Here is a 19,059-nt window from a genome sequence, read left to right as displayed (position 1 = left end):
CCGCATGACGAACACGTCAACGCTCCCCCGGCGTGGAGGCCGCTCCTCCACCCCGGGGCGGCGCCGAGGCGGCCCGGCTGCCAAGGCCCGCGGGCTGCCGAACTGGTCCATCCCGTACGTGCTGCTGGTCCCCGGCCTGCTGGTGATCGGCGCGCTCCTGCTCTACCCGCTGGTACAGGTGGCCGTCATGGCCTTCCAGAAGGTGGGGCTCGTCCAGATCAGCGGCAAGAAGCCGGCCACCTGGGTCGGCTGGGAGAACTTCGACCGGATCCTCAGCAACGAGGTCTTCTGGTCCGCGCTGCGCAACACGGTCGTCTTCGCCGTCGTCGCGGTGACGCTGACGCTGGTCGTCGGCACCGCGGTGGGGCTGCTGCTCAACAAGCTGGGCAGGAAGATGTCCGCGTTCGTGGTCATCGGCATCATGTTCGCCTGGGCGGTGCCGCCGGTCGCGCAGGGCATCATCTGGAAGTGGCTGTTCGACGCCGAGGCGGGCATCGTCAACTGGGCGCTGAACCTGCTGCCCGACTGGCTGTCGAACCTGCTCTTCGGCCGGGCCGACTGGACCGGCGAGCCGTGGCTGAACGACGCCTGGTCGATCTACATGGTGCTGGTCATCACGGTCGTCTGGGCGGGCTTCCCGTTCATCGCGGTGTCCGTCCTGGCGGGCGTGAAGGGCATCCCGGCCGAGCTGTACGAGGCGGCCAAGGTCGACGGCGCGTCCGCCTGGCGGACGTTCAGGAAGATCACCTTCCCGCTGCTCAAGCCGGTGTTCGCCGTGCTGACCGTGCTGTCGATCATCTGGGACTTCAAGGTCTTCAGCCAGCTGTACGTGCTCATGGGCGGCCCGGCCAACCGTGAGGCGTTCAACCTGTCGCTGTACTCCTACGCCGAGGCGTTCCGCCCGCCGCCCAAGATGGGCTCCGGCGCGGCCATCGCCATGGTGCTGACGGTGATCCTGCTCGTCGTCACCGCGGTGTACGTCCGGCAGCTGGTCAAGCAGGAGGAGATGTGATGAGCCCGCTCGCGCGCAGGCGGCTGGGCAGGATCGCGCTGAACGCGACAGGCGTCCTGGTGTTCCTGTTCGCGATCTTCCCCGTCTACTGGATGGTCGCCACCTCCTTCAAGGCCAACGACCAGATCTTCACCACCAGCTTCGTCCCGTTCCCCACGCACTTCACCTTCGAGCACCTGCAACGGGTGCTGACCGAGGGCGTGGCGGGGCACTCGATCTGGCTGTACATGCGCAACAGCGCGATCGTGGCGCTCGGCACGGTGCTCATCGGAGCGGTGTTCTCGCTGCTGGCGGCCACCGCGGTGGCCCGCTTCAGGTTCAAGGGACGCAACACGTTCCTGATCCTGCTGCTCATCGTGCAGATGATCCCGTCGGAGGCGCTGCTCATCCCGCTGTTCCTCAGCGTCAAGCGGCTCGGCCTGTACGACCAGCTGCTCGGCCTGATCGTCGTCAACGTCGGCCTCACGCTGCCGTTCGGCATCTGGATGCTGCGCACGTTCGTCGCCGCCGTGCCCAGGTCGCTGGAGGAGGCGGCGTGGATCGACGGCGCCGGGCGCTTCGCCACGTTCTGGAAGGTGCTGTTCCCCCTGGTCGCGCCCGGCCTGGTGGCGACCAGCATCTTCTCGTTCATCACCGCCTGGAACGAGCTGATCTTCGCGCTGGTCCTGATGAGCGACTCGTCCGGTTACACCATGCCCGTGGCCCTGCAGTACTTCTTCGGGCAGCGGGGCACGGACTGGGGCGCGATCATGGCCAGCTCCACGATGATGACCCTCCCGGTCGTCATCTTCTTCCTGCTGGTACAGCGCCGCATGGTCTCCGGCCTGGTGGCCGGGGCCGTGAAGGGCTGAGAACGCACGTCACATGAGGAGCCATGAGTCAGAGTGATCGGGGGCTGCGCCGCCTCGCGGCCGGCACGCTGCTCGTCGCCTTCCAGGGAACCGAGGCGCCCGCGTGGGTGCTGCGCGAGCTGGAACAGGGCCTGGGGGGCGTGACGCTCTTCGGGTTCAACGTCGCCGACCCGGACCGGTTGCGGTCCCTCACGTCCTCGCTGAGGAGCGCGGGCGAGCCCGTCGTCTCGCTGGACGAGGAGGGCGGCGACGTCACACGGCTGGCCTACCACGTCGGCAGCCCGTACCCGGGCAACGCCGCGCTCGGCGCGGTGGACGACGTCGAGCTGACCCGCCGGGTGTACCGGGCGATCGGCTCGGAGCTGGCCGCGTGCGGCGTCAACCTGGACATGGCGCCGGACGCCGACGTCAACACCGAGGCCGACAACCCGGTGATCGGCACCAGGTCGTTCGGCGACGAGCCGGACCTCGTCGCCAGGCACACGGTCGCCGCGGTGACGGGCCTGCAGTCGGTGAACGTGGCCGCCTGCGTCAAGCACTTCCCCGGTCACGGGGCCACCCGCGTCGACTCCCACCTGGCCATCCCGGTCGTGGACGTCTCCCTGGACGTCCTGCGCTCGCGCGAGCTGGCGCCGTTCCGGGCCGCCATCGCGGCGGGAGCCAGGTCGATCATGACAGCGCACGTGTCGGTGCCCGCGCTGACCGGCGACACGCCCGCCACGCTGTCCGGCGCGGCGCTGACCGGGCTGCTCCGGGGCGAGCTCGGCTACGAGGGCGTGGTGGTCAGCGACGCCCTCGACATGCACGCCATCAGCAGGGGCGTGGGGCTCGCCGGGGGCGCCGTGCTGTCGCTGGCCGCCGGGACCGACCTGATCTGCCTGGGCCCGCAGCCGACCTACGACGACGTGCGGAACATCATCGCGGAGATCGTGACCGCGGTGCAGGACGGGCGCCTGCCGCTGTCGCGGCTGGAGGAGGCCGCGTCCAGGCTGGAGGCGCTGCGCGCATGGTTCGGCGCGCCGGGCGGGACCGCCGCCGAGCAGAACGGGGTCGGCCTGCACGCCGCGCGCCGCGCCGTCCGGCTCACCGGGGCGCCGGCGCCGCTGGTGGAGCCGGTGGTGATCGAGGTGGACACGCCGCCGACGATCGCCGTCGGCGACGTGCCGTGGGGGGTCGGCCCCTGGCTGCCCGACGCGGAGATCCTCCGGGTCGAGCCCGCCGATGCGGACGTGCCCGGCCTGCTGGCCAAGGCCAGGGACCGGTCGCTGGTCGTGGTGGTCAAGGACGCGCACCGGCACGAGGCCGGGCGCGCGCTGGTCGCGGCCCTGGTGGCGGCGCGTCCGGACACCACGGTCATCGAGATGGGGCTGCCCGTGTGGCGTCCCGGCAGCGCCGCCTACATCGCCACGTACGGTGCGGCCAGGGCCAACGCTCAGGCCGCCGTCGAACTTCTCACTGCCTGAGAAGTTCCTCCCGGGCCTGCTCCAGCGCGGCGAGGACGGCGCCGCGCAGCACCGGGTTCGGGGCGCTGACCGCGGTCGTGACGACCGTGGGACGGACCGGGCAGATCCGGGCCACGGCCTCCTCGACCCGGGACGTCAGCGCGTCGCCGCCCGCGTGGCCGACCTCCCCGCCCAGCACCACCAGGCCGGGGTCGAGGATCACGCACACCGAGGCGACGCCCAGCGCCAGCCGGTGGGCGATCTCGTCCAGCAGCGGCTCGCCCCCGGTTCCCGCCGCCACGGCAACCCGCACGCACTCCCCCGCGCTCTCGGCGGCGAAGCCGTACCCCCTCGCCAGCTCGGCCACCGCCTCGGCGCTGACCAGCGACTGCAGGCCGCCCGCCAGCGACGGCAGCCGCCCCGGCAGGGTGCGGATGTCTTCGGGCAGGGGGACCCCGGGCACGGGCAGGTAACCGATCTCGCCCGCGCTGCCCGAGCGCCCCCGGTGCAGCTTGCCGCCGAGCACCACGGCCATGCCCAGGCCGCGGCTGGACCACAGCAGCACGAAGTCGTCGAGCCCCTGGGCGGCCCCGTCGACGCGCTCGGCGATGGCGGCCAGGTTCACGTCGTTCTCGATCGTCACCTCGCGCTTGAGATCGCCGGCCAGCGCCTCGTGGATGCCCTCGTGCCAGCCGGGCAGGTCGAAGGAGAAACGCACGTCGCCGCTGCGTGGATCGACCACGCCGGGCGTGCCGATGACCACGCCGCGCAGCTTGCCGAGGCTGACCCTGGCGCTGCGGCACGCCTTGACGATCGCGCCGTGGACCACCGCGACCGGGTCGTCGTGGCCGTTGGGTTCGACGCTCACCTCGGCGATCGTGCGCCCGTGGATGTCGGCGACCGCCGTGGAGATCAGCTCGGGCCCCACCTCCAGGCCCGCCACGTACCCGCTGGACGGGATCACGGAGTAGAGGGCCGCGTTCGGGCCGCGCCCCCCGGCCTGTGCGCCGACGACCTCGACCAGCCCGCGCTCCTCCAGCCTGGCCAGCGTCTGCGAGGCGGTGACCTTGGACAGCCCGGTCAGGTCGCCGATCTGGCCCCGGGTCATCGGCCCGGTGGCCAGGAGCAACTCCAGTGCGGCCCGGTCGTTGATCTCCCTGAGCAGTCTGGGCACACCAGGGCGTCGCTCCACGCTGAATCCCACCGCCATATCGAAAAGGTTGTTGGAAGTTTAGCGCTCTGGCCCTCGCTTATCAGCGCAGGTGAACACGAGGACGTCTCATGATCATCTCGGTCCCGGACCGGCGTACCCGATCGTTGAGCACACTGTTCACGCCCCTGGAGACCCGGCATCGGCGGCCGGTTCGGGCGACCTGGCGACTAACCAGTGTTGACCAGGAGGGATAATCGACAACATGCGCCTATCCGCTCGTGTCGACTACGCCCTCCGTGCCGCCGCCGAACTCGCCGCTGCAGGTGCCGGCCCGACCACCGTGGGCGAACTCGCCAAGGAGCAGGACATGCCGCCCAAGTACCTGGAGAACATCCTGCTCCAGATGCGCCGGGCCGGTCTCGTACGCGGCCAGCGCGGCCCCGAGGGGGGATACGTGCTGGCCAGGCCCGCCGGGGAGATCTCGCTCGCCGACGTGATCAGGGCGGTCGACGGGCCGCTGGCCAACGTCCGCGGCGAGCGGCCCGAACACGTCGGCTACCGGGGGCCCGCCGAGTCGCTGCAGCAGGTGTGGATCGCGCTGCGGGCCACCGAGCGGGCGATCCTCGAGGAGGTCACGCTCGACCAGGTGGCCACCGGCTCGCTTCCCGAACGCGTCCGCCAACTCGCCGCCGACCCCGCCGCCTGGGACTGACCCGGCGACGCCCTACACGCCGACCCCGGACCAGCTGACGTCCCTGGTCGACGGGTGGGCCGCTTCCTAGACTGGGTGGCATGCCCGAGGGAGACGCCGTCCACCGCACGGCCGCGAGGCTGCGCGGGGCCCTCGACGGCCAGGTTCTGACCCGCTCGGACTTCCGCGTCCCCCGCTACGCCACGACCGACCTGAGCGGGCGCGAGGTCCTGACGACCGTGTCGCGCGGCAAGCACCTGCTCACCAGGGTCGAGGGCGGGGTGACCGTGCACACGCACCTGCGCATGGACGGAAGCTGGCGGATCATGCCGTCCGGGCGGCGGCCACCGCCCGGCGACCAGGTGCGGCTGATCCTGGCCTGCCGGCAGTGGCAGGCCGTGGGCGTCAGGCTCGGGATGGTGGACGTGGTGGCGACGTCAGACGAGGAGCAGTTGGTGGGGCATCTGGGGCCCGACCTGCTGGGCCCCGACTGGGATCCGGACGAGGCCGTGCGGCGGCTGCGCCAGGCGCCTGACCGGACGATCGGGGAGGCCCTGCTCGACCAGCGCAACCTGGCCGGGATCGGCACGATCTACCGGGCCGAGACGCTCTTCCTGCGTGGCGTCTGGCCGTGGCGGCGGGTGGGGGACGTCGAGGATCTGGGCGCGCTCGTCACGCTGGCGCACCGGCTGCTGGACGCGAACAAGAGCCATGCGGGCACGGTGACCACAGGCGACCGCCGTCCGGCGAACCAGACGTGGGTCTACGGCAGGGCAGGCAGGCCCTGTCGCAGATGCGGCACGCGCATCAGCCGTGGGGAGATGGGGGCGCAGCCACAGGAACGGCTGATCCTGTGGTGCGGCGGCTGCCAGCCTGGTTAGGCAGCCACCATGTCCTTGACTTCGGGGAACACCGAGTCGGAGATCGACCCGGGAACCGACTCGGCAAGGGGCAGCCGCTCGTGTTCGGGGACGTCGGCGAGCACGGGCGCGGCCTGGAGTTCGGCCAGCGCGAACTGGTCGGAGACCTCACGCAGCACCTGCGACAGCGGCACCCCGAGAGCGCCACAGATCGACGCGAGCAGCTCGGAGGACGCCTCCTTCTGACCGCGCTCGACCTCGGACAGGTAGCCGAGCGAGACACGCGCCACCGTGGACACCTCACGAAGAGTGCGTCCCTGCCGCATTCGCAACCGCCTCAGCACATCGCCGAGCAGCTGACGCAGCAGAATCATCTGTCGCTCCCTCCCCGGCGCGGATGCATTCACCACGCCTCGCGCGATCGGATCGTGCCGCCCATCCTTCTTCTTCGCTTCGTACATACTCCTCGCCGTCATCACCGGGGTTCGCAGCCCCTGGCCTGCCGCTCGTGATTCGTTACGTGACTGTTCGTTACGCGACTCATTAGGCCCGCCTGCCGGGCGCTGACTGCTTGCGGATGGCTCACGGACCTCACTCACAGCTCCACCGTACCCGTATCCACCGACACCGCGTCAGATCGTGCACCGCTTGTTCGCTGGGGACGTAACACAGTAATCACCCGGAATGTTCCCTCGTGTTCGACTTGAGCACACCTGCTAGGAGATCAACCGCCTCGTCCACCGTCTCTACCCGGATACGTTCACGCGACCCCTCAAGGCTCAGCTGTTTCCGCCAGATCTGCCCACCGGGCCCGCTGACGGCCAGATGGACGGTTCCCACGGGCCTGCCGTCCTGCGGCTCGGGCCCCGCGACCCCGGTCACCGCCAGCCCGTACGTGGCCTCACAGAGCCGCGCGACCCCGCTGGCCATCGCCGCCGCCACATCGGGGTGCACGGCCCCCTCACGCCGCAGCAGCTCCTCTGGGACGTCCAGCAGCGCGTGCTTCAGGTCGGTGGCGTAGGAGATCACCCCGCCCCTGAACGTCCTGGACGCGCCGGAAACCGACGTGAACCTGGCCCCGAGGAGCCCTCCGGTCAGCGACTCGGCGACGGCCACCGTCGCGGCCTGCCGCTCCAGCAGGGAGAGCACCTCCGCCGCCCCGACCATGAATCACTCCCCGCGTGCTTGCCTGGCCACGCTGCGCAGCTTGATCGCGCGAACCACGTAGTCGGCGCCCGTGACGACGGTGACGACCACGGCCGCGCCCATCACCACCCAGCGGACCACGTCAGGGACCCCGGGAACGATGTACAGGACGATCGCGGCGATCTGCAGGACCGTCTTGACCTTCCCGCCATAGCTGGCAGGGATCACGGCCCGCCTGATCAGCAGGAACCTGAGCAGCGTGATGCCCAGCTCACGGCCCAGGATCACGCCCGTGACCCACCATGGCAGCTCGTTCAGGATCGACAGGCACACCAGCGCCGCGCCGGTCAGCGCCTTGTCGGCGATCGGGTCCGCGATCTTCCCGAAGTCGGTGATCAGCCCGTACCGCCTGGCCAGCTCGCCGTCGAGGTGGTCGGTGAGCGAGGCCACCGCGAACACCCCCAGCGCGGCCAGCCGCCAGCCGGTGCCGGGCAGGAAGAGGCAGAAGACGAAGAACGGGACGAGCGCCAACCGGATGACCGTGAGGACGTTGGCGATGTTCCACGGGCTCACCACCCGGCGCTCGTCCTTGGTCATGGACCGGCCTTGATGCGCGCGATCAGGTCAACCCCCTCGGCGTCGACCACCACCGCACGCACGATCTGCCCTCTGACCAGGCCGATGCCCTGGACCGTGACGGACCCGTCGACCTCGGGCCCCTGATGGGCGGCCCTGCCCTCGTAGCCGCCGTCGCCGAGGTCGTCGTCGATGAGGACGTCGACCTCGGTGCCGATGCGCTCCTCGGCGCGCTGCGCGGTCAGCTCCTCCGCCAGCTCGGTCAGGACGCGCACCCGCTCGTCGATGACCTCCTGGTCGAGCTTGCCGTCGAAGCCGGCCGCCTCGGTGCCGTCCTCGTCGGAGTAGCCGAACACGCCGATCACGTCGAGCCTGGCCCGCTCCAGGAAGCCGACCAGCTCGCCGAACTCCTCGTCGGTCTCGCCGGGGAAGCCGACGATGAAGTTGGAGCGCACGCCCGCCTCAGGGGCGCGCTCGCGGACGGCCTCGAGCAGCCCGAGGAAGCGCTCGGGGTCGCCGAAGCGGCGCATCCGGCGCAGCACCGAGCCGCTGGCGTGCTGGAACGACAGGTCGAAGTAGGGCGCGATGCCCTCGGTGCCCGCGATCACGTCGATGAGGCCCGGCCGCAGCTCGGCGGGCTGCAGGTAGCTGACCCGGACGCGGTCGACGCCCTCGACGGCGGCGAGCTGCGGCAGCAGCTTCTCCAGCGCCCGCAGGTCGCCGAGATCCTTGCCGTAGGAGGTGGAGTTCTCGCTGACCAGGACCAGCTCGCGGACCCCGCGGTGGGCCAGCCAGTCGGCCTCGGCCAGCAGTTCGTCCGGCTGCCGGGAGACGTAGGCGCCACGGAAGGCCGGGATGGCGCAGAACGTGCAGCGCCGGTCGCACCCGGAGGCCAGCTTGAGCGAGGCCACCGGGCTCTCGTCGAGCCGCTTGCGCAGCACGCGCGGGCCGCTCGCGGGCGCCAGGCCCTCGGGCAGGTCGCCGTGGCCGGGGATGGCGGACCTGGCCGCGCTGGCACGCTCCACCGGCGAGATGGGTAGCAGGGTGCGGCGGTCGCGCGGCGTGTGCGGCTTGAGCGGCCGCCCCGCGAGCACGTCGTCGAGGCGCCCGCCGATCTCGGCGTAGTCGTCGAAGGAGATGACCGCACTGGCCTCTGGCAGCGCCTCGGCGAGCTCGTTGCCGTAGCGCTCGGCCATGCAGCCCGCGGCGACCACCTTGGCCCCGGAGTCGGCCGCGGCCAGCAGCGTGTCGATGGAGTCTTTCTTCGCCGAGTCGATGAAGCCACACGTGTTGACGACGACGACGTCGGGGTCGTCGTCGCCAAGCTGCCAGCCGGCAGCCTCAAGTCGCGCGGCCAGCTCCTCGGAGTCGACCTCGTTGCGCGCGCAGCCCAGGGTGATCAGCGATGCGGTTCGGCGGGATGACATGGTGAACACTACGGTATCGGGAGTTGGCCACTCCCTATGCACGGCCTACCCAGGATGTGGCGCGGAAGGCTTGAACGAACGGCGCACGGTCTCGCCACGGTCGCCGAGCTTGCCCACGTTCTTGCCGTTGACCTGCAGCGACACGGCACTCGCGTCGCCGATCAGCATGTTCACCGCCGAAGTGGACCGCCACGTCGAGGTCTGGCCCGCCTGCAGCATCCCGGAGAAGAGCTTGCGGCCCTCGGAGTCCTGGATGTCGAGGTACGACGTCCGCTTGGCCTTGACCTTGAGCACCAGCACCCCGGCAGGCGCCTTCGGCTTGGCCACCTTCGGCTTGCTGACGGGCGCGGGCGGCACCTTCTGGCCCGGGATCGGCTTGGTGTCGGCCGTCTGGACCTCGTCAGGCCCGCCCATCACCCTGACCACGCCGAACACCACCACGATGGCCAGCGCGACGCCGAGCGCGAGAGTCCAGTTGGGCCCGCGCCGCTCGCGCAGCCTGATCTTGCGGTCGGCCTGGAACACCGCCGCCGCCCTGATCGGCGGAGGCCCGCCGCCGTGCTCCTGGTCGTACTGGTGGACAGTGGCCTCGGGATCCAGACCGACGGCCTTGGCTAGGGCCTTGACGTGCCCCCGCCGGTAGAAGTCGTCCTCGCACTGGGTGTAGTCCTCGCGCTCGATCGCGTAGATGATCGCCTCACGGATCCGGGTGATCTCGCTGAGCTGCGCGACCGTCATCCCCGCCTTCTGCCTGGCTTCCGCCAGCATGGCCCCGATGCTCTGTTCCGGCATGACGAACGCCTCCCGCCCCCCGACGATGCGTAATGCTCCATATTCAATCAGTAATCATCTGGCGGGGATGCATCGGGGTCATTCGCCACGCAAGTCGGCCAGCAATCCGGGCAGATCATCGGGTTTCACCAGCACCTCGCGCGCCTTGGAACCCTCGCTCGGGCCGACCACGTTCCGGCTCTCCAGCAGGTCCATCAGCCGCCCGGCCTTGGCGAAGCCGACGCGGAGCTTGCGCTGGAGCATCGAGGTCGAGCCGAACTGGGTCGTCACGATCAGCTCGGCCGCCTGGATGAGCAGGTCGAGGTCGTCGCCGATGTCCTCGTCGATCTCCCGCTTGACGGGCGCGGCGGCCACGTCGTCGCGGTACTCGACCTGCATCTGCGTCTTGCAGTGCGTGACGATCTCGTTGATCTCCTTCTCCGAGACGAACGCGTTCTGGATGCGGATGGGCTTGCTCGCGCCCATCGGCAGGAACAGCGCGTCGCCCTGGCCGACCAGCTTGTCGGCGCCGGGCTGGTCGAGGATGACCCGCGAGTCGGTGAGCGAGGAGACCGCGAACGCCAGCCTGGACGGCACGTTGGCCTTGATCAGGCCGGTGACGACGTCCACGCTGGGCCGCTGGGTGGCGATGACGAGGTGGATGCCCGCGGCGCGGGCGAGCTGGGTGATGCGGACGATGGAGTCCTCGACGTCGCGCGGGGCGACCATCATCAGGTCGGCCAGCTCGTCGACGATCACCAGCAGGTACGGGTAGGGCTGGTAGACCCGCTCGCTGCCGGGCGGCGGCTGCAGCTTGCCCGCCCGCACGGCCTTGTTGAACTCGTCCACGTGGCGGAAGCCGCTGGCCGCGAGGTCGTCGTACCGGCGGTCCATCTCGCCCACCACCCATTCGAGGGCCTCCGCGGCCTTCTTGGGGTTGGTGATGATGGGCGTGATCAGGTGCGGGATGCCCTCGTAGACCGACAGCTCCACGCGTTTGGGGTCGACCAGGACCATGCGCACCTCGTCGGGCGTGGACCGCATGAGGATCGAGGTGATCAGGCCGTTGACGCAGACCGACTTGCCGGCGCCGGTGGCGCCCGCGATCAGCAGGTGCGGCATCTTGGCGAGGTTGGCCACGATCGTGCGGCCCTCGACGTCCTTGCCCAGCCCCACGATCATCGGGTGCTGGTCGGCCTGGGCCACCTGGGCCCTGAGCACGTCGCCGAGCGCGACCAGGTCCTTGTCCGCGTTCGGGATCTCCACCCCGATCGCCGACTTGCCAGGAATAGGCGACAAAATCCTGACATCTGCGGATTTGACGGCGTAGGCGATGTTCTTGGTGAGGGCGGTGACCTTCTCCACCTTCACCGCGGGCCCCAGCTCGATCTCGTACCGCGTCACGGTCGGCCCGCGCGTGAACCCGATCACCTGGGCGTCGATCGTGAACTGCTCCAGCACGCTGGTCAGCGCGTTGACCACGGTGGTGTTGGCCTTGGTCTGCGGCTTGGGCGCCGTACCCGGCTTGAGGAACTGCAGGTCGGGCAGATGGTACGGCCCGGCCTGCGGCGACAGCACGAGCTGCTCGACCTTGCGCGGCGCGGGCGTCGGCTCGGGCGGCTCCGGCCTCTTGGCGGCGGCCGGGACCGCGGGCTCCTCCTCGCCGTCGACCAGCCCCGGCACGATCTCCGGCGAGTGCTCCCGCTTCTCCTTGTCCGCCTCCGAGATGACCGGCGTGTCGTACGGCTTGACGGAGTCGCCGCCCTCCTCCGCCTTCTTGCCCCTGACCCGCTTCTTCGGCTGCGCCCGGGGCTCGGCGGCGGGGGCGTGCCGCTCGAACAGCATGTGCCTGAGCTCGGCCAGCCGTTCGGGGATCCGGTGGACGGGCGTGGCCGTGATCACCAGCACGCCGAATCCGGACAGGATCAGCAGCAGCGGGATCGTGATCCACGGCGGCAGGATGCTCATCGGCGGCGCCGACACGACGAACCCGACGATGCCCCCCGCCTGCGACACCCTGTCCATGGTGTTGTTGCCGCCGCCCGCCGGGTAGGGCGTGCCGTTGGCGACGTGGATGACGCCGAGGACGCCGACGAGCAGCGCGCTCCAGCCGATCACCATCCGCCCGGTGTCGGCGTTCTGGTCGGGGTGGCGCAGGTAACGCCAGGCGAGCAGGCCGAGCAGCAGCGGCAGCGCCCACGCCAGCGAGCCGAACACGCCGTGCACGACGGTGTTGACCATCTGCGAGACCCCGGACCTGGCGTCGCGCCAGGTCATCGCGGCGACCACGATCGCACCCGCGAGCACCGCCAGCCCCACCCCGTCGCGCCGGTGCGCGGGGTCGAGCTCGCGGGCGTTCTTGCCCAGCGCGCGGGCGGTGCTGCCGATGCCGTTGGCGAGCAGCATCCACAGCCCGACGACCAGCTTGCCGATCATCGTGAAGACCCAGGTGATCGGGTCCGGGTGGGTCATGTTCGGCTTACGCGCCGACGCGGACCTGCTGGCCCCCGATCGTCCCTGCGACGTTCGCCCCTGCGTTGCGGAACCGCGCTTGGCGGGGGTCGAGCGGGACGAGGCCGACCGCTTCGCCGGCCCCTTTGATGCGCTTTTCGGCGGACGGGTGGCCATGATGCCAAAGGTACGGCGGAGGCACCCCCGAACGCATGGAGGCTCGCCGAGCGGTCAGCCGGTGAAGCGATAGGTGGTGCTGGAGGTGCGCCGCTCACCCGGCCTGAGCACAGTGCTGGGGAAGTGGGGCTGGTTGGGCGAGTCGGGGAAGTGCTGGGTCTCCAGGCAGAGCCCGGCGTGGGGCCCGTACGGGGTGGCCTCGCCGTCGAGCATGCCGCCCGCGTAGAACTGCACGCCCGGCTCCGTGGTGGTGACCTCCATGACGAGGCCGGACCCGGGCTCGGTGACGCGGACGCCGCCGTCGAGGACGTAACAGTGGTCGTAGGCGCCCCCGGCTCTGGCGCCGACGGCGTGCGGCGAGGTGAAGTCGAACGGGGTGCCCTTGACCGGGGCCGGCTCGCCGGTGGGAATCTTGCCGTCGTCGACGGGCAGGTAGTGCTCCGCGGCGATCTCGACCACGTGGCCGAGCACGTCGCCGCCGCCCGCGAGGTTGAAGTAGGAGTGGTTGGTCAGGTTGACGACGGTCGGCGCGTCGGTCTCGGCCGCGTAGTCCAGGCGGATCGCGTCGCCGGCCAGCGTGTAGGTGACGGACGCGGTCAGCGTCCCTGGGTAGCCCTGGTCGCCGTCGGGGCTGACCAGGGTGAGCGTCACGGAGTCGGCGGTGCGGCCGGTGATCGTCCAGACCTTCTTGTCGAAGCCCTGGACACCGCCGTGCAGGCTGTTGGGGGCGTTGTTGACGGGCAGCCGGTACTCGACGCCGTCGAGGGTGAAGCGGCCGCCCGCGATGCGGTTGCCGTACCTGCCGACGACCGCGCCGAAGTACCGGCTGCGGGTCAGGTAGTCGTCGAGGGTGGGCAGCCCGAGCACCACGTTGACGCCCGACACCTCCAGCGACTGCAGGACGGCGCCGTAGCTGAGGACGGACGCGCGCAGCCGCCCCGACGCCAGCTCCACCCGCTCGACGGTCTCCCCCGACGGCAGCGTTCCGAAGATCATGTATGCGCCCTTCCCGTGGACTCGCGGACGATCAGGCTGGTCTCGAGCATGGTGACGCCGGTGGTGGCCCCGGAGTCGACCGACTGGAGCAGCATGTCGACGGCGATGCGTCCGGCGGCCGCGGTCGGCATCGCGATGGTGGTCAGCTTCGGACGGCTCAGCTGCCCCGACACGATGTCGTCGACGCCGATCACGCTGACGTCGCCGGGCACCGACACGCCCCGCTCGACGAGCCCCTCGATGACGCCGATGGCCACCAGGTCGTTGTAGGCGAGCACGCCTGTCGCCCCGGAGGCGATCACGTCGGTGGCCGCGGCCAGGCCGCCCAGCTCGGTCGGCGGATTGGGACCGAGGAAGACGACGTCGACCTCGGCCATCGCGGCCGCCGCCTCCTGCATCTCCTTGCTGGTCCACGACCCGCTCGGGCCGGTCACCAGCGCGATCCGGCGGTGCCCGAGCCCGATGAGGTGCTCCACCGCGAGCCTGGCCCCCCTGCCGGCGTCCATGAGCACGGTCGGCAACCCCTTCACCCGCCGGTTCACCACGACGAACGGGACCTCCTCGCTCAGCCGCTCGATCGTCCTGTTCGTCAGGCGGGGTGAGCACAGCAGCACGCCGTCGACCTGCTTGCTGAGGGTCTGGATCAGGTCCTCCTCGACCTGCGGGTCCTCGTCGGTGTCGGCCACGAACACGTGGTAGTCGCGGAGCCTGGCCTGCGCCTGTGCCGCCTTGATGAGCGGCGGGAAGAAGGGGTTGGCGATGTCGGCCACGATGAGGCCGATGTTCTGGGTGCGGCCCGTGGTGAGCGCCCGCGCGGCGCGGTTGGGCCGGTAGCCGAGGTCCTCGGCGACGGCGAGCACGCGGGTGCGGGTCTCGGGGTTGACGAGATGGGGCGCGGAGAACGCGCGCGACACCGTGGAGACATGCACTCCAGACGCCGCCGCCACGTCGCGAATCGTCACCGCCACGCTGGGCCTCCTCCGACCATCTACCTGTACTTTAGTGCAATCGTTTGTAGTGCCGTCAAACGTTTCCCCGCCGTCGGCGGGCCCCTCCCACCATCATCCCCGATCCGCGTTCCCTCTGGATAGAGGGGGTCTGAGACGAGACGGCGGCCCGCTTGACTCTCTCCAAGCACCGCCGGGATAGTTGCTGCAACCGGTTGCTGTATCTGACCCTCTGGGAGATGAACATCCGATGACACGTACCTTGGTGACAGGAAGCGCCGGCAGGCTCGGGCGCAGCGTGGTCACCGCGCTGGCGCACGCCGGCCACGAGGTGATCGGCGTCGACGTCGTACCGGGCACCCCCGCCGAGGCCGCGGTGGCGCTGCCCGCCGACCTGACGGACCTGGGCGAGGCCTACGACGTCATGGCGCGCTTCCGTCCCGACGCCGTGGTCCACCTGGCGGCGATCGCGACCCCGTTCAGCCGCACCGACGGCGTGACCTTCCGCACCAACACGCAGCTCGCCTTCAACGTGTGCGAGGCGGCGGGCAACACCGGCGTCGGCGGAGTGGTGGTGGCCAGCAGTCCCACCGTCATCGGCTACGGCGCGCCCGGCGGCTGGACCCCCAGCTACCTGCCGATCGACGAGGAGCACCCAGCCGCGCCGTGGAACGCCTACAGCCTGTCCAAGCTCGTGGCCGAGCAGACGATGGCGGCGTTCGCGCGTGCAGCCACCGCCACCCGGTTCGCGGCGGTGCGCCCGTGCTTCGTGGTGGCTCCCGAGGAGTGGGCGGGCGCGCCCACCCAGTCGGGCCACACCGTCGCGGAGCGGCTGGACCGGCCGGAGATCGCCGGTGTCTCGCTGTTCAACTACATCGACGCCAGGGACGCCTCCGACCTGATCGCGGTCCTCCTCCAACGGCTCCCCGAGCTGCCCGACGGCGAGGTGTTCTTCGCGGGCGCCGCCGACGCGCTGGCCCGCCGGCCGCTGGCCGAGCTGCTTCCCCAGGTCATCCCGGAAACCGCCGCGACCGCCTCGAACCTCACCGGACCCTCCCCCGCCTTCACCTCGGCCAAGGCCCAGCGGATGCTCGGCTGGACGCCCAACCGCAGCTGGCGTACCGAACTGGAGATCTGATGATTCGTGACCTCCAGGTGAGCGCTCACACGGCCGCGCTGCCCCGCCCGTGGGGGCCCGACGTGCCCGCCAACCACGTCCTGGTCGTCGAGGTCACGCTGGACGACGGCCGCACCGGCACCGGCTTCTCCTGGACGCCCCAGATCGGGGCGCGGGCCGTGCAGGCCCTGCTGGAGCACGACATCCGCGAGGCCGCCATCGGCCTGGACCCGCACCCCGAGGTGGTGTGGGACCGGCTCTGGCGGCACCTGCGCGAGGCCGGCCCCGGCGGCGTCACCACGGTCGCGCTGGCGGGGCTGGACCTGGCGCTGTGGGACCTGCGCTGCGGCGAGCGCGGCCTGGTCGAGGTGCTGGGCAGACGCAGGGACACCGTCCCGGTGTACGGCAGCGGCGTGAACCTGCACTACTCACTGGAGGAGCTGGTCGCCCAGGCCGAGCGGTGGAAGGCGGCGGGCTACCCGGCGGTCAAGATGAAGGTCGGCAGGCCGGACCTGCGCGAGGACGTCGAACGGGTGGCCGCCGTCCGGGAGGTGATCGGGCCTGACACGCTCCTGATGGTCGACGCCAACCAGCGCTGGGACCTGCACCGCGCCCGCCGCGCCGTGGCGGCGCTGGGCCCGTACGGGCTGCACTGGCTGGAGGAGCCGCTGCCCGCCGACGACGTCGCCGCCCACGTCGAGCTGCGCCGCTCCGTGGAGGTGCCCATCGCGGTGGGCGAGAACGTCTACACCGTCTACGGTTTCCGCGACCTGCTGACGGCGGGGGCCTGCGACATCGTCCAGCCCAACGTGGTCAGGGTGGGCGGGATCACCCCGTTCCTGCGGATCGCCGAGCTGGCCCGCGCCTTCGACGTGCCGGTCTACCCGCACCTGCTGCCCGACCTGTCGTCGCAGCTGGCGCTCGCGCTGCCGCTGTCGTGCATGGCCGAGGAGGTCGAGGACGCCTCGTTCGCCGCGCTCGGGCTGCTGGCCGAGCCGTACCCGGCGCGGGTCAGCGGCGGGGAACTGCACGTCGGCGAGCACCGGGGCCTCGGGCTCCACTGGAGGTGAACACGCGGGGGCGCACCGTGGCCGCCGCCGGCTTCTCCACCAGCGGACTTCGACCGGATGCAGCGAGCCGCCGCCGAGGCGGGCCTGGCCTGCCAGGTGGGCTTCCAGAGCCTGGGCTCCGCGGCCGTCCCCGCCGGGAGCGCGCAGCTCAGGCGTCGGCGAGCCGGGTGCCGTCGTCGGCCAGGCGGACGGCGCGGCCGGAGGACGCCGAGCGGGTGGCCGCGACCCCGACGAGCACGCTGCGGATGCCGTCGCGGTACCCGGCCGGGCGGCCGAGCGGGTCGTCGCCCGGGCCGCGGAAGACGTCGTTCAGCAGCAGCCGGTCGCCGCCGCCGTGCCCGCCCTCCCCCTGCTCGATCGGGAGCTCCTCGCGCTCCTGCCAGTGCCGGTGCAGGGCGAGCCGCTCCCAGGCTCCCGCCGCGTGCTCCTTGGCGGCGGCGCCCGGGTCGATCGCGGCGTTCGGCGGTGTCCAGGCCCGCTCGCAGACCTCCAGCTCGATGCGCCCGGCCGTGCCGTTGAAGACGACGCGGTACCCCTCGGAGGGGGCGTGCGCGGTGAGGGAGTAGGTGAGCATGGCCCGGTTCGCGTAACGGACCAGGACCGACATGTTGTCGTCGATCGTCACGCCCGGCCCGAAGACGTCCTGGTCGCGGAGGTAGCCGTCCTCGTGCTCGGCGTCCAGGTAGAGGCGCTTGAGCCGCGGGTCGGCGGAGATGTCCAGGATGAAGGGGTCGGTGCCCAGGCCGGGCGCGCCCTGGCCGCGTGCGGGGCGTGGGCCCCTGGGCAGGGCCTGGCCGTAGAAGCGCAGGTCGGTCTGGGCGAAGACGAGTTCGGGCGCCGCGCCGAGCCACCAGTTGACCAGGTCGAAGTGATGGGTGGACTTGTGCACGAGCAACCCGCCCGAGGTGGCCCGGTCGCGGTGCCAGCGGCGGAAGTAGTCGGCGCCGTGGATCGTGTCGAGCGTCCACTCGAAGTGGACCGAGGTGACCTGGCCGATCTCGCCCGCGCTGATCAGCCGCTTCACCGCCGAGTTGCGCGGCGAGTAGCGGTAGTTGAAGGTCACCACCAGCTTGCCCGGGTTGCGCTCGGCGGCGGCGGCGATGGCCGCGCAGCCTTCGGCGTCCACGGTGAGCGGCTTCTCCACGATGACGTCGAGGCCCGCGTCGAGGGCGGCGCAGACGTAGCGGGCGTGCGTCGCGTCCACCGTGCAGACCACGACCGCGTCGGCCAGTTCCAGCAGCCTGCCGAACGCGTCGGGGTGGAAGCGCGGCACCTCGCCGCCGATGCGCTCGGCGTAGTAGTCCATGCGGGTCTGGTTGACGTCGCAGAGGCCGACGATCGTCCCGGTGTCCTGCCAGTCGCCCAGCAGGGCGTCGACGTACATCTGGGCGCGGTGGCCGAGTCCGACGAAGGCGTACCTGGTGCTCAACTTCTCTCCCGAGTCGCGGATGGGCGGGTTGGGTGCGCGCCTAGAATTCTGCACCGACTACAACCGGTTGCACTCGCTGCTACCAGGCGCCGCCCAGCTCCTTGAGCGTGAAGACGCCGCCCGCCCGGTGGTGCAGCGGCTCGCTCAGGTCGGGCTCACCCTGCTCGGCGATGAGGGCGGCGGCCTGGGGCTCCGAGTCGTCCTGCGAGACGTAGCCGATGGCCCTGGCCTCGTCCAGCGACCACCAGCGGCGGGCGTTGTCGGAGACGCCCCAGACGACGTGGTAGCCGGGCGCCGTCAGCGCGGCCTCCAGCAGGCGGGTCAGGTCGTCGGGCGAGATCCAGGTCGCCAGCCCGCGCGTGTCGCCCGACCCCTCGTTGCAGGTGCCGAGCCTGACCACGGTCACGTTCATGCCGAACCGGTCGTGGTACAGGCTGCCCATGGCCTCCATCACGACCTTGCTCACGCCGTAGAACGTGTCGGGACGCGGGAAGGCGTAGTCGGGCAGGTCCTCGCCGGAGGCGGGCCTGGTGTGGAAGCCCGCCGCGTGGTGGCTGCCCATCAGCACGAGCTGGCCGACCCCCTCCCGGCGGGCCGCCTCCATCAGGACGTGCAGCCCGTTGATGTTGGCCTGGACGATGTCCGCCCATGGGTGCTCACGGCTCTGCCCGCCCAGGTGGATCACCGCGTCCACGCCCTTCATGGCCGTGGCCATGGCCTCCTCTTCGTTGAGGTCGGCCGTCACCATCTCCTCGCCTGGGCCGGCTTCGAGCGGCTGTATGTCAGAAAGGCGCAGGATGCGGCCTTCTCGGGCGAGGCGGGGACGGAGGAGCGTGCCGACCTTTCCGGCCGCGCCGGTCATCAGAATGCGCATGGCTCAACTTGTACACAAATCCGATCGAAATTCACATCCTTGAATATTGACCGTGACGCGCCCTCGTCG

At 71.0% G+C, this 19,059-nt stretch carries 18 protein-coding genes; 7 read left to right on the top strand and 11 right to left on the bottom strand.

Annotated elements, in window-relative coordinates:
- Window positions 1-4: 4 nt before the first annotated feature.
- The 3 genes from ABT294_RS12375 to ABT294_RS12365 are packed head-to-tail and all read left to right on the top strand — an operon-like array spanning window position 5 to window position 3,326.
- The gene (locus ABT294_RS12375) at window positions 5-1,012 is read left to right on the top strand and encodes a carbohydrate ABC transporter permease (RefSeq protein WP_350805454.1); all 1,008 of its coding nucleotides are present in this window, start codon (window positions 5-7) and stop codon (window positions 1,010-1,012) included.
- On the top strand, window positions 1,012-1,863 hold the full coding sequence (locus ABT294_RS12370; RefSeq protein ID WP_350805453.1) for a carbohydrate ABC transporter permease: 852 nt from the start codon (window positions 1,012-1,014) through the stop codon (window positions 1,861-1,863). The genes ABT294_RS12375 and ABT294_RS12370 overlap by 1 nt, the downstream gene beginning before the upstream one ends.
- A gap of 23 nt (window positions 1,864-1,886) precedes the next feature.
- A complete protein-coding gene (locus ABT294_RS12365) occupies window positions 1,887-3,326 on the top strand; it encodes a glycoside hydrolase family 3 protein (RefSeq protein WP_350805452.1) in 1,440 nt (479 codons plus the stop codon).
- Here the strand turns inward: ABT294_RS12365 and ABT294_RS12360 are convergent.
- Window positions 3,316-4,497, bottom strand: a complete 1,182-nt coding sequence (locus ABT294_RS12360) for an ROK family transcriptional regulator (protein ID WP_350805451.1) — start codon at window positions 4,495-4,497, stop codon at window positions 3,316-3,318. The two genes, ABT294_RS12365 and ABT294_RS12360, sit on opposite strands and share 11 nt — an antisense overlap.
- A 223-nt stretch (window positions 4,498-4,720) precedes the next feature.
- Between ABT294_RS12360 and ABT294_RS12355 the strand changes: the two genes are divergently transcribed.
- Entirely contained in the window at window positions 4,721-5,170 is a 450-nt protein-coding gene (locus ABT294_RS12355) for an RrF2 family transcriptional regulator (protein WP_350805449.1), read from the top strand.
- An 80-nt stretch (window positions 5,171-5,250) separates the two neighbouring features.
- Window positions 5,251-6,030 (top strand): DNA-formamidopyrimidine glycosylase family protein, encoded by a 780-nt coding sequence (locus ABT294_RS12350; RefSeq protein ID WP_350805448.1) that lies wholly within the window; start codon window positions 5,251-5,253, stop codon window positions 6,028-6,030.
- Here ABT294_RS12350 and ABT294_RS12345 read toward each other — a convergent pair.
- The 8 genes from ABT294_RS12345 to ABT294_RS12310 all read right to left on the bottom strand — a co-directional run bounded on the left by ABT294_RS12345 (window position 6,027) and on the right by ABT294_RS12310 (window position 14,521).
- Window positions 6,027-6,383 carry a helix-turn-helix domain-containing protein gene (locus tag ABT294_RS12345; RefSeq protein WP_350805447.1) on the bottom strand — a complete coding sequence of 119 codons (357 nt, stop codon included), beginning with the start codon at window positions 6,381-6,383 and terminating at the stop codon, window positions 6,027-6,029. The two genes, ABT294_RS12350 and ABT294_RS12345, sit on opposite strands and share 4 nt — an antisense overlap.
- 301 nt (window positions 6,384-6,684) lie before the next feature.
- Window positions 6,685-7,176, bottom strand: coding sequence for a CinA family protein (locus tag ABT294_RS12340; RefSeq protein ID WP_350805446.1), 492 nt, complete (start codon window positions 7,174-7,176; stop codon window positions 6,685-6,687).
- A 3-nt stretch (window positions 7,177-7,179) separates the two neighbouring features.
- Window positions 7,180-7,752: a CDP-diacylglycerol--glycerol-3-phosphate 3-phosphatidyltransferase gene (pgsA, locus tag ABT294_RS12335; protein ID WP_350805445.1), complete on the bottom strand. Its 573-nt coding sequence runs from the start codon at window positions 7,750-7,752 to the stop codon at window positions 7,180-7,182.
- The gene (gene rimO, locus ABT294_RS12330) at window positions 7,749-9,158 is read right to left on the bottom strand and encodes a 30S ribosomal protein S12 methylthiotransferase RimO (RefSeq protein ID WP_350805444.1); all 1,410 of its coding nucleotides are present in this window, start codon (window positions 9,156-9,158) and stop codon (window positions 7,749-7,751) included. Before rimO ends, pgsA begins: the two co-directional genes overlap by 4 nt.
- 45 nt (window positions 9,159-9,203) lie before the next feature.
- Window positions 9,204-9,950, bottom strand: coding sequence for a helix-turn-helix domain-containing protein (locus ABT294_RS12325; protein WP_350805443.1), 747 nt, complete (start codon window positions 9,948-9,950; stop codon window positions 9,204-9,206).
- A 78-nt stretch (window positions 9,951-10,028) separates the two neighbouring features.
- Window positions 10,029-12,401, bottom strand: coding sequence for a DNA translocase FtsK (locus ABT294_RS12320; protein ID WP_502912017.1), 2,373 nt, complete (start codon window positions 12,399-12,401; stop codon window positions 10,029-10,031).
- A gap of 210 nt (window positions 12,402-12,611) precedes the next feature.
- Window positions 12,612-13,553, bottom strand: a complete 942-nt coding sequence (locus tag ABT294_RS12315) for an aldose epimerase family protein (protein WP_350805441.1) — start codon at window positions 13,551-13,553, stop codon at window positions 12,612-12,614.
- Complete coding sequence (locus tag ABT294_RS12310) at window positions 13,550-14,521, bottom strand: LacI family DNA-binding transcriptional regulator (RefSeq protein ID WP_350805440.1); 972 nt, start codon at window positions 14,519-14,521, stop codon at window positions 13,550-13,552. Before ABT294_RS12310 ends, ABT294_RS12315 begins: the two co-directional genes overlap by 4 nt.
- A 229-nt stretch (window positions 14,522-14,750) precedes the next feature.
- Here ABT294_RS12310 and ABT294_RS12305 point away from each other — a divergent pair, with 229 nt between their 5' ends.
- Both ABT294_RS12305 and ABT294_RS12300 read left to right on the top strand, forming a co-directional pair.
- Window positions 14,751-15,638, top strand: a complete 888-nt coding sequence (locus ABT294_RS12305; RefSeq protein ID WP_350805439.1) for an NAD-dependent epimerase/dehydratase family protein — start codon at window positions 14,751-14,753, stop codon at window positions 15,636-15,638.
- Entirely contained in the window at window positions 15,638-16,687 is a 1,050-nt protein-coding gene (locus ABT294_RS12300) for a mandelate racemase/muconate lactonizing enzyme family protein (RefSeq protein WP_350805438.1), read from the top strand. Before ABT294_RS12305 ends, ABT294_RS12300 begins: the two co-directional genes overlap by 1 nt.
- A 148-nt stretch (window positions 16,688-16,835) precedes the next feature.
- Here ABT294_RS12300 and ABT294_RS12295 read toward each other — a convergent pair whose 3' ends face one another.
- Window positions 16,836-18,116, bottom strand: a complete 1,281-nt coding sequence (locus ABT294_RS12295) for a Gfo/Idh/MocA family protein (protein ID WP_350805437.1) — start codon at window positions 18,114-18,116, stop codon at window positions 16,836-16,838.
- Between the two features lie 79 nt (window positions 18,117-18,195).
- Window positions 18,196-18,990 carry an NAD-dependent epimerase/dehydratase family protein gene (locus ABT294_RS12290; RefSeq protein WP_350805436.1) on the bottom strand — a complete coding sequence of 265 codons (795 nt, stop codon included), beginning with the start codon at window positions 18,988-18,990 and terminating at the stop codon, window positions 18,196-18,198.
- Window positions 18,991-19,059: the final 69 nt, after the last annotated feature.

It is taken from the genome of Nonomuraea sp. NPDC000554 (assembly GCF_040300065.1).
Classification (GTDB): Bacteria; Actinomycetota; Actinomycetes; order Streptosporangiales; family Streptosporangiaceae; genus Nonomuraea.
Note: the sequence above shows the minus strand (reverse complement) of the source record. Positions and strands in the feature narration are given on the sequence as shown.

Bases quoted from the DNA above. Each gene is read 5' to 3' on its own strand.
- ABT294_RS12375 (WP_350805454.1), top strand. From the start codon at position 5: ATGACGAACACGTCAACGCTCCCCCGGCGTGGAGGCCGCTCCTCCACC.
- ABT294_RS12370 (WP_350805453.1), top strand. From the start codon at position 1,012: ATGAGCCCGCTCGCGCGCAGGCGGCTGGGCAGGATCGCGCTGAACGCG.
- ABT294_RS12365 (WP_350805452.1), top strand. From the start codon at position 1,887: ATGAGTCAGAGTGATCGGGGGCTGCGCCGCCTCGCGGCCGGCACGCTG.
- ABT294_RS12355 (WP_350805449.1), top strand. From the start codon at position 4,721: ATGCGCCTATCCGCTCGTGTCGACTACGCCCTCCGTGCCGCCGCCGAA.
- ABT294_RS12350 (WP_350805448.1), top strand. From the start codon at position 5,251: ATGCCCGAGGGAGACGCCGTCCACCGCACGGCCGCGAGGCTGCGCGGG.
- ABT294_RS12345 (WP_350805447.1), bottom strand. From the start codon at position 6,383: ATGATTCTGCTGCGTCAGCTGCTCGGCGATGTGCTGAGGCGGTTGCGA.
- ABT294_RS12340 (WP_350805446.1), bottom strand. From the start codon at position 7,176: ATGGTCGGGGCGGCGGAGGTGCTCTCCCTGCTGGAGCGGCAGGCCGCG.
- pgsA (WP_350805445.1), bottom strand. From the start codon at position 7,752: ATGACCAAGGACGAGCGCCGGGTGGTGAGCCCGTGGAACATCGCCAAC.
- rimO (WP_350805444.1), bottom strand. From the start codon at position 9,158: ATGTCATCCCGCCGAACCGCATCGCTGATCACCCTGGGCTGCGCGCGC.
- ABT294_RS12325 (WP_350805443.1), bottom strand. From the start codon at position 9,950: ATGCCGGAACAGAGCATCGGGGCCATGCTGGCGGAAGCCAGGCAGAAG.
- ABT294_RS12320 (WP_502912017.1), bottom strand. From the start codon at position 12,401: ATGACCCACCCGGACCCGATCACCTGGGTCTTCACGATGATCGGCAAG.
- ABT294_RS12315 (WP_350805441.1), bottom strand. From the start codon at position 13,553: ATGATCTTCGGAACGCTGCCGTCGGGGGAGACCGTCGAGCGGGTGGAG.
- ABT294_RS12305 (WP_350805439.1), top strand. From the start codon at position 14,751: ATGACACGTACCTTGGTGACAGGAAGCGCCGGCAGGCTCGGGCGCAGC.
- ABT294_RS12300 (WP_350805438.1), top strand. From the start codon at position 15,638: ATGATTCGTGACCTCCAGGTGAGCGCTCACACGGCCGCGCTGCCCCGC.
- ABT294_RS12290 (WP_350805436.1), bottom strand. From the start codon at position 18,990: ATGCGCATTCTGATGACCGGCGCGGCCGGAAAGGTCGGCACGCTCCTC.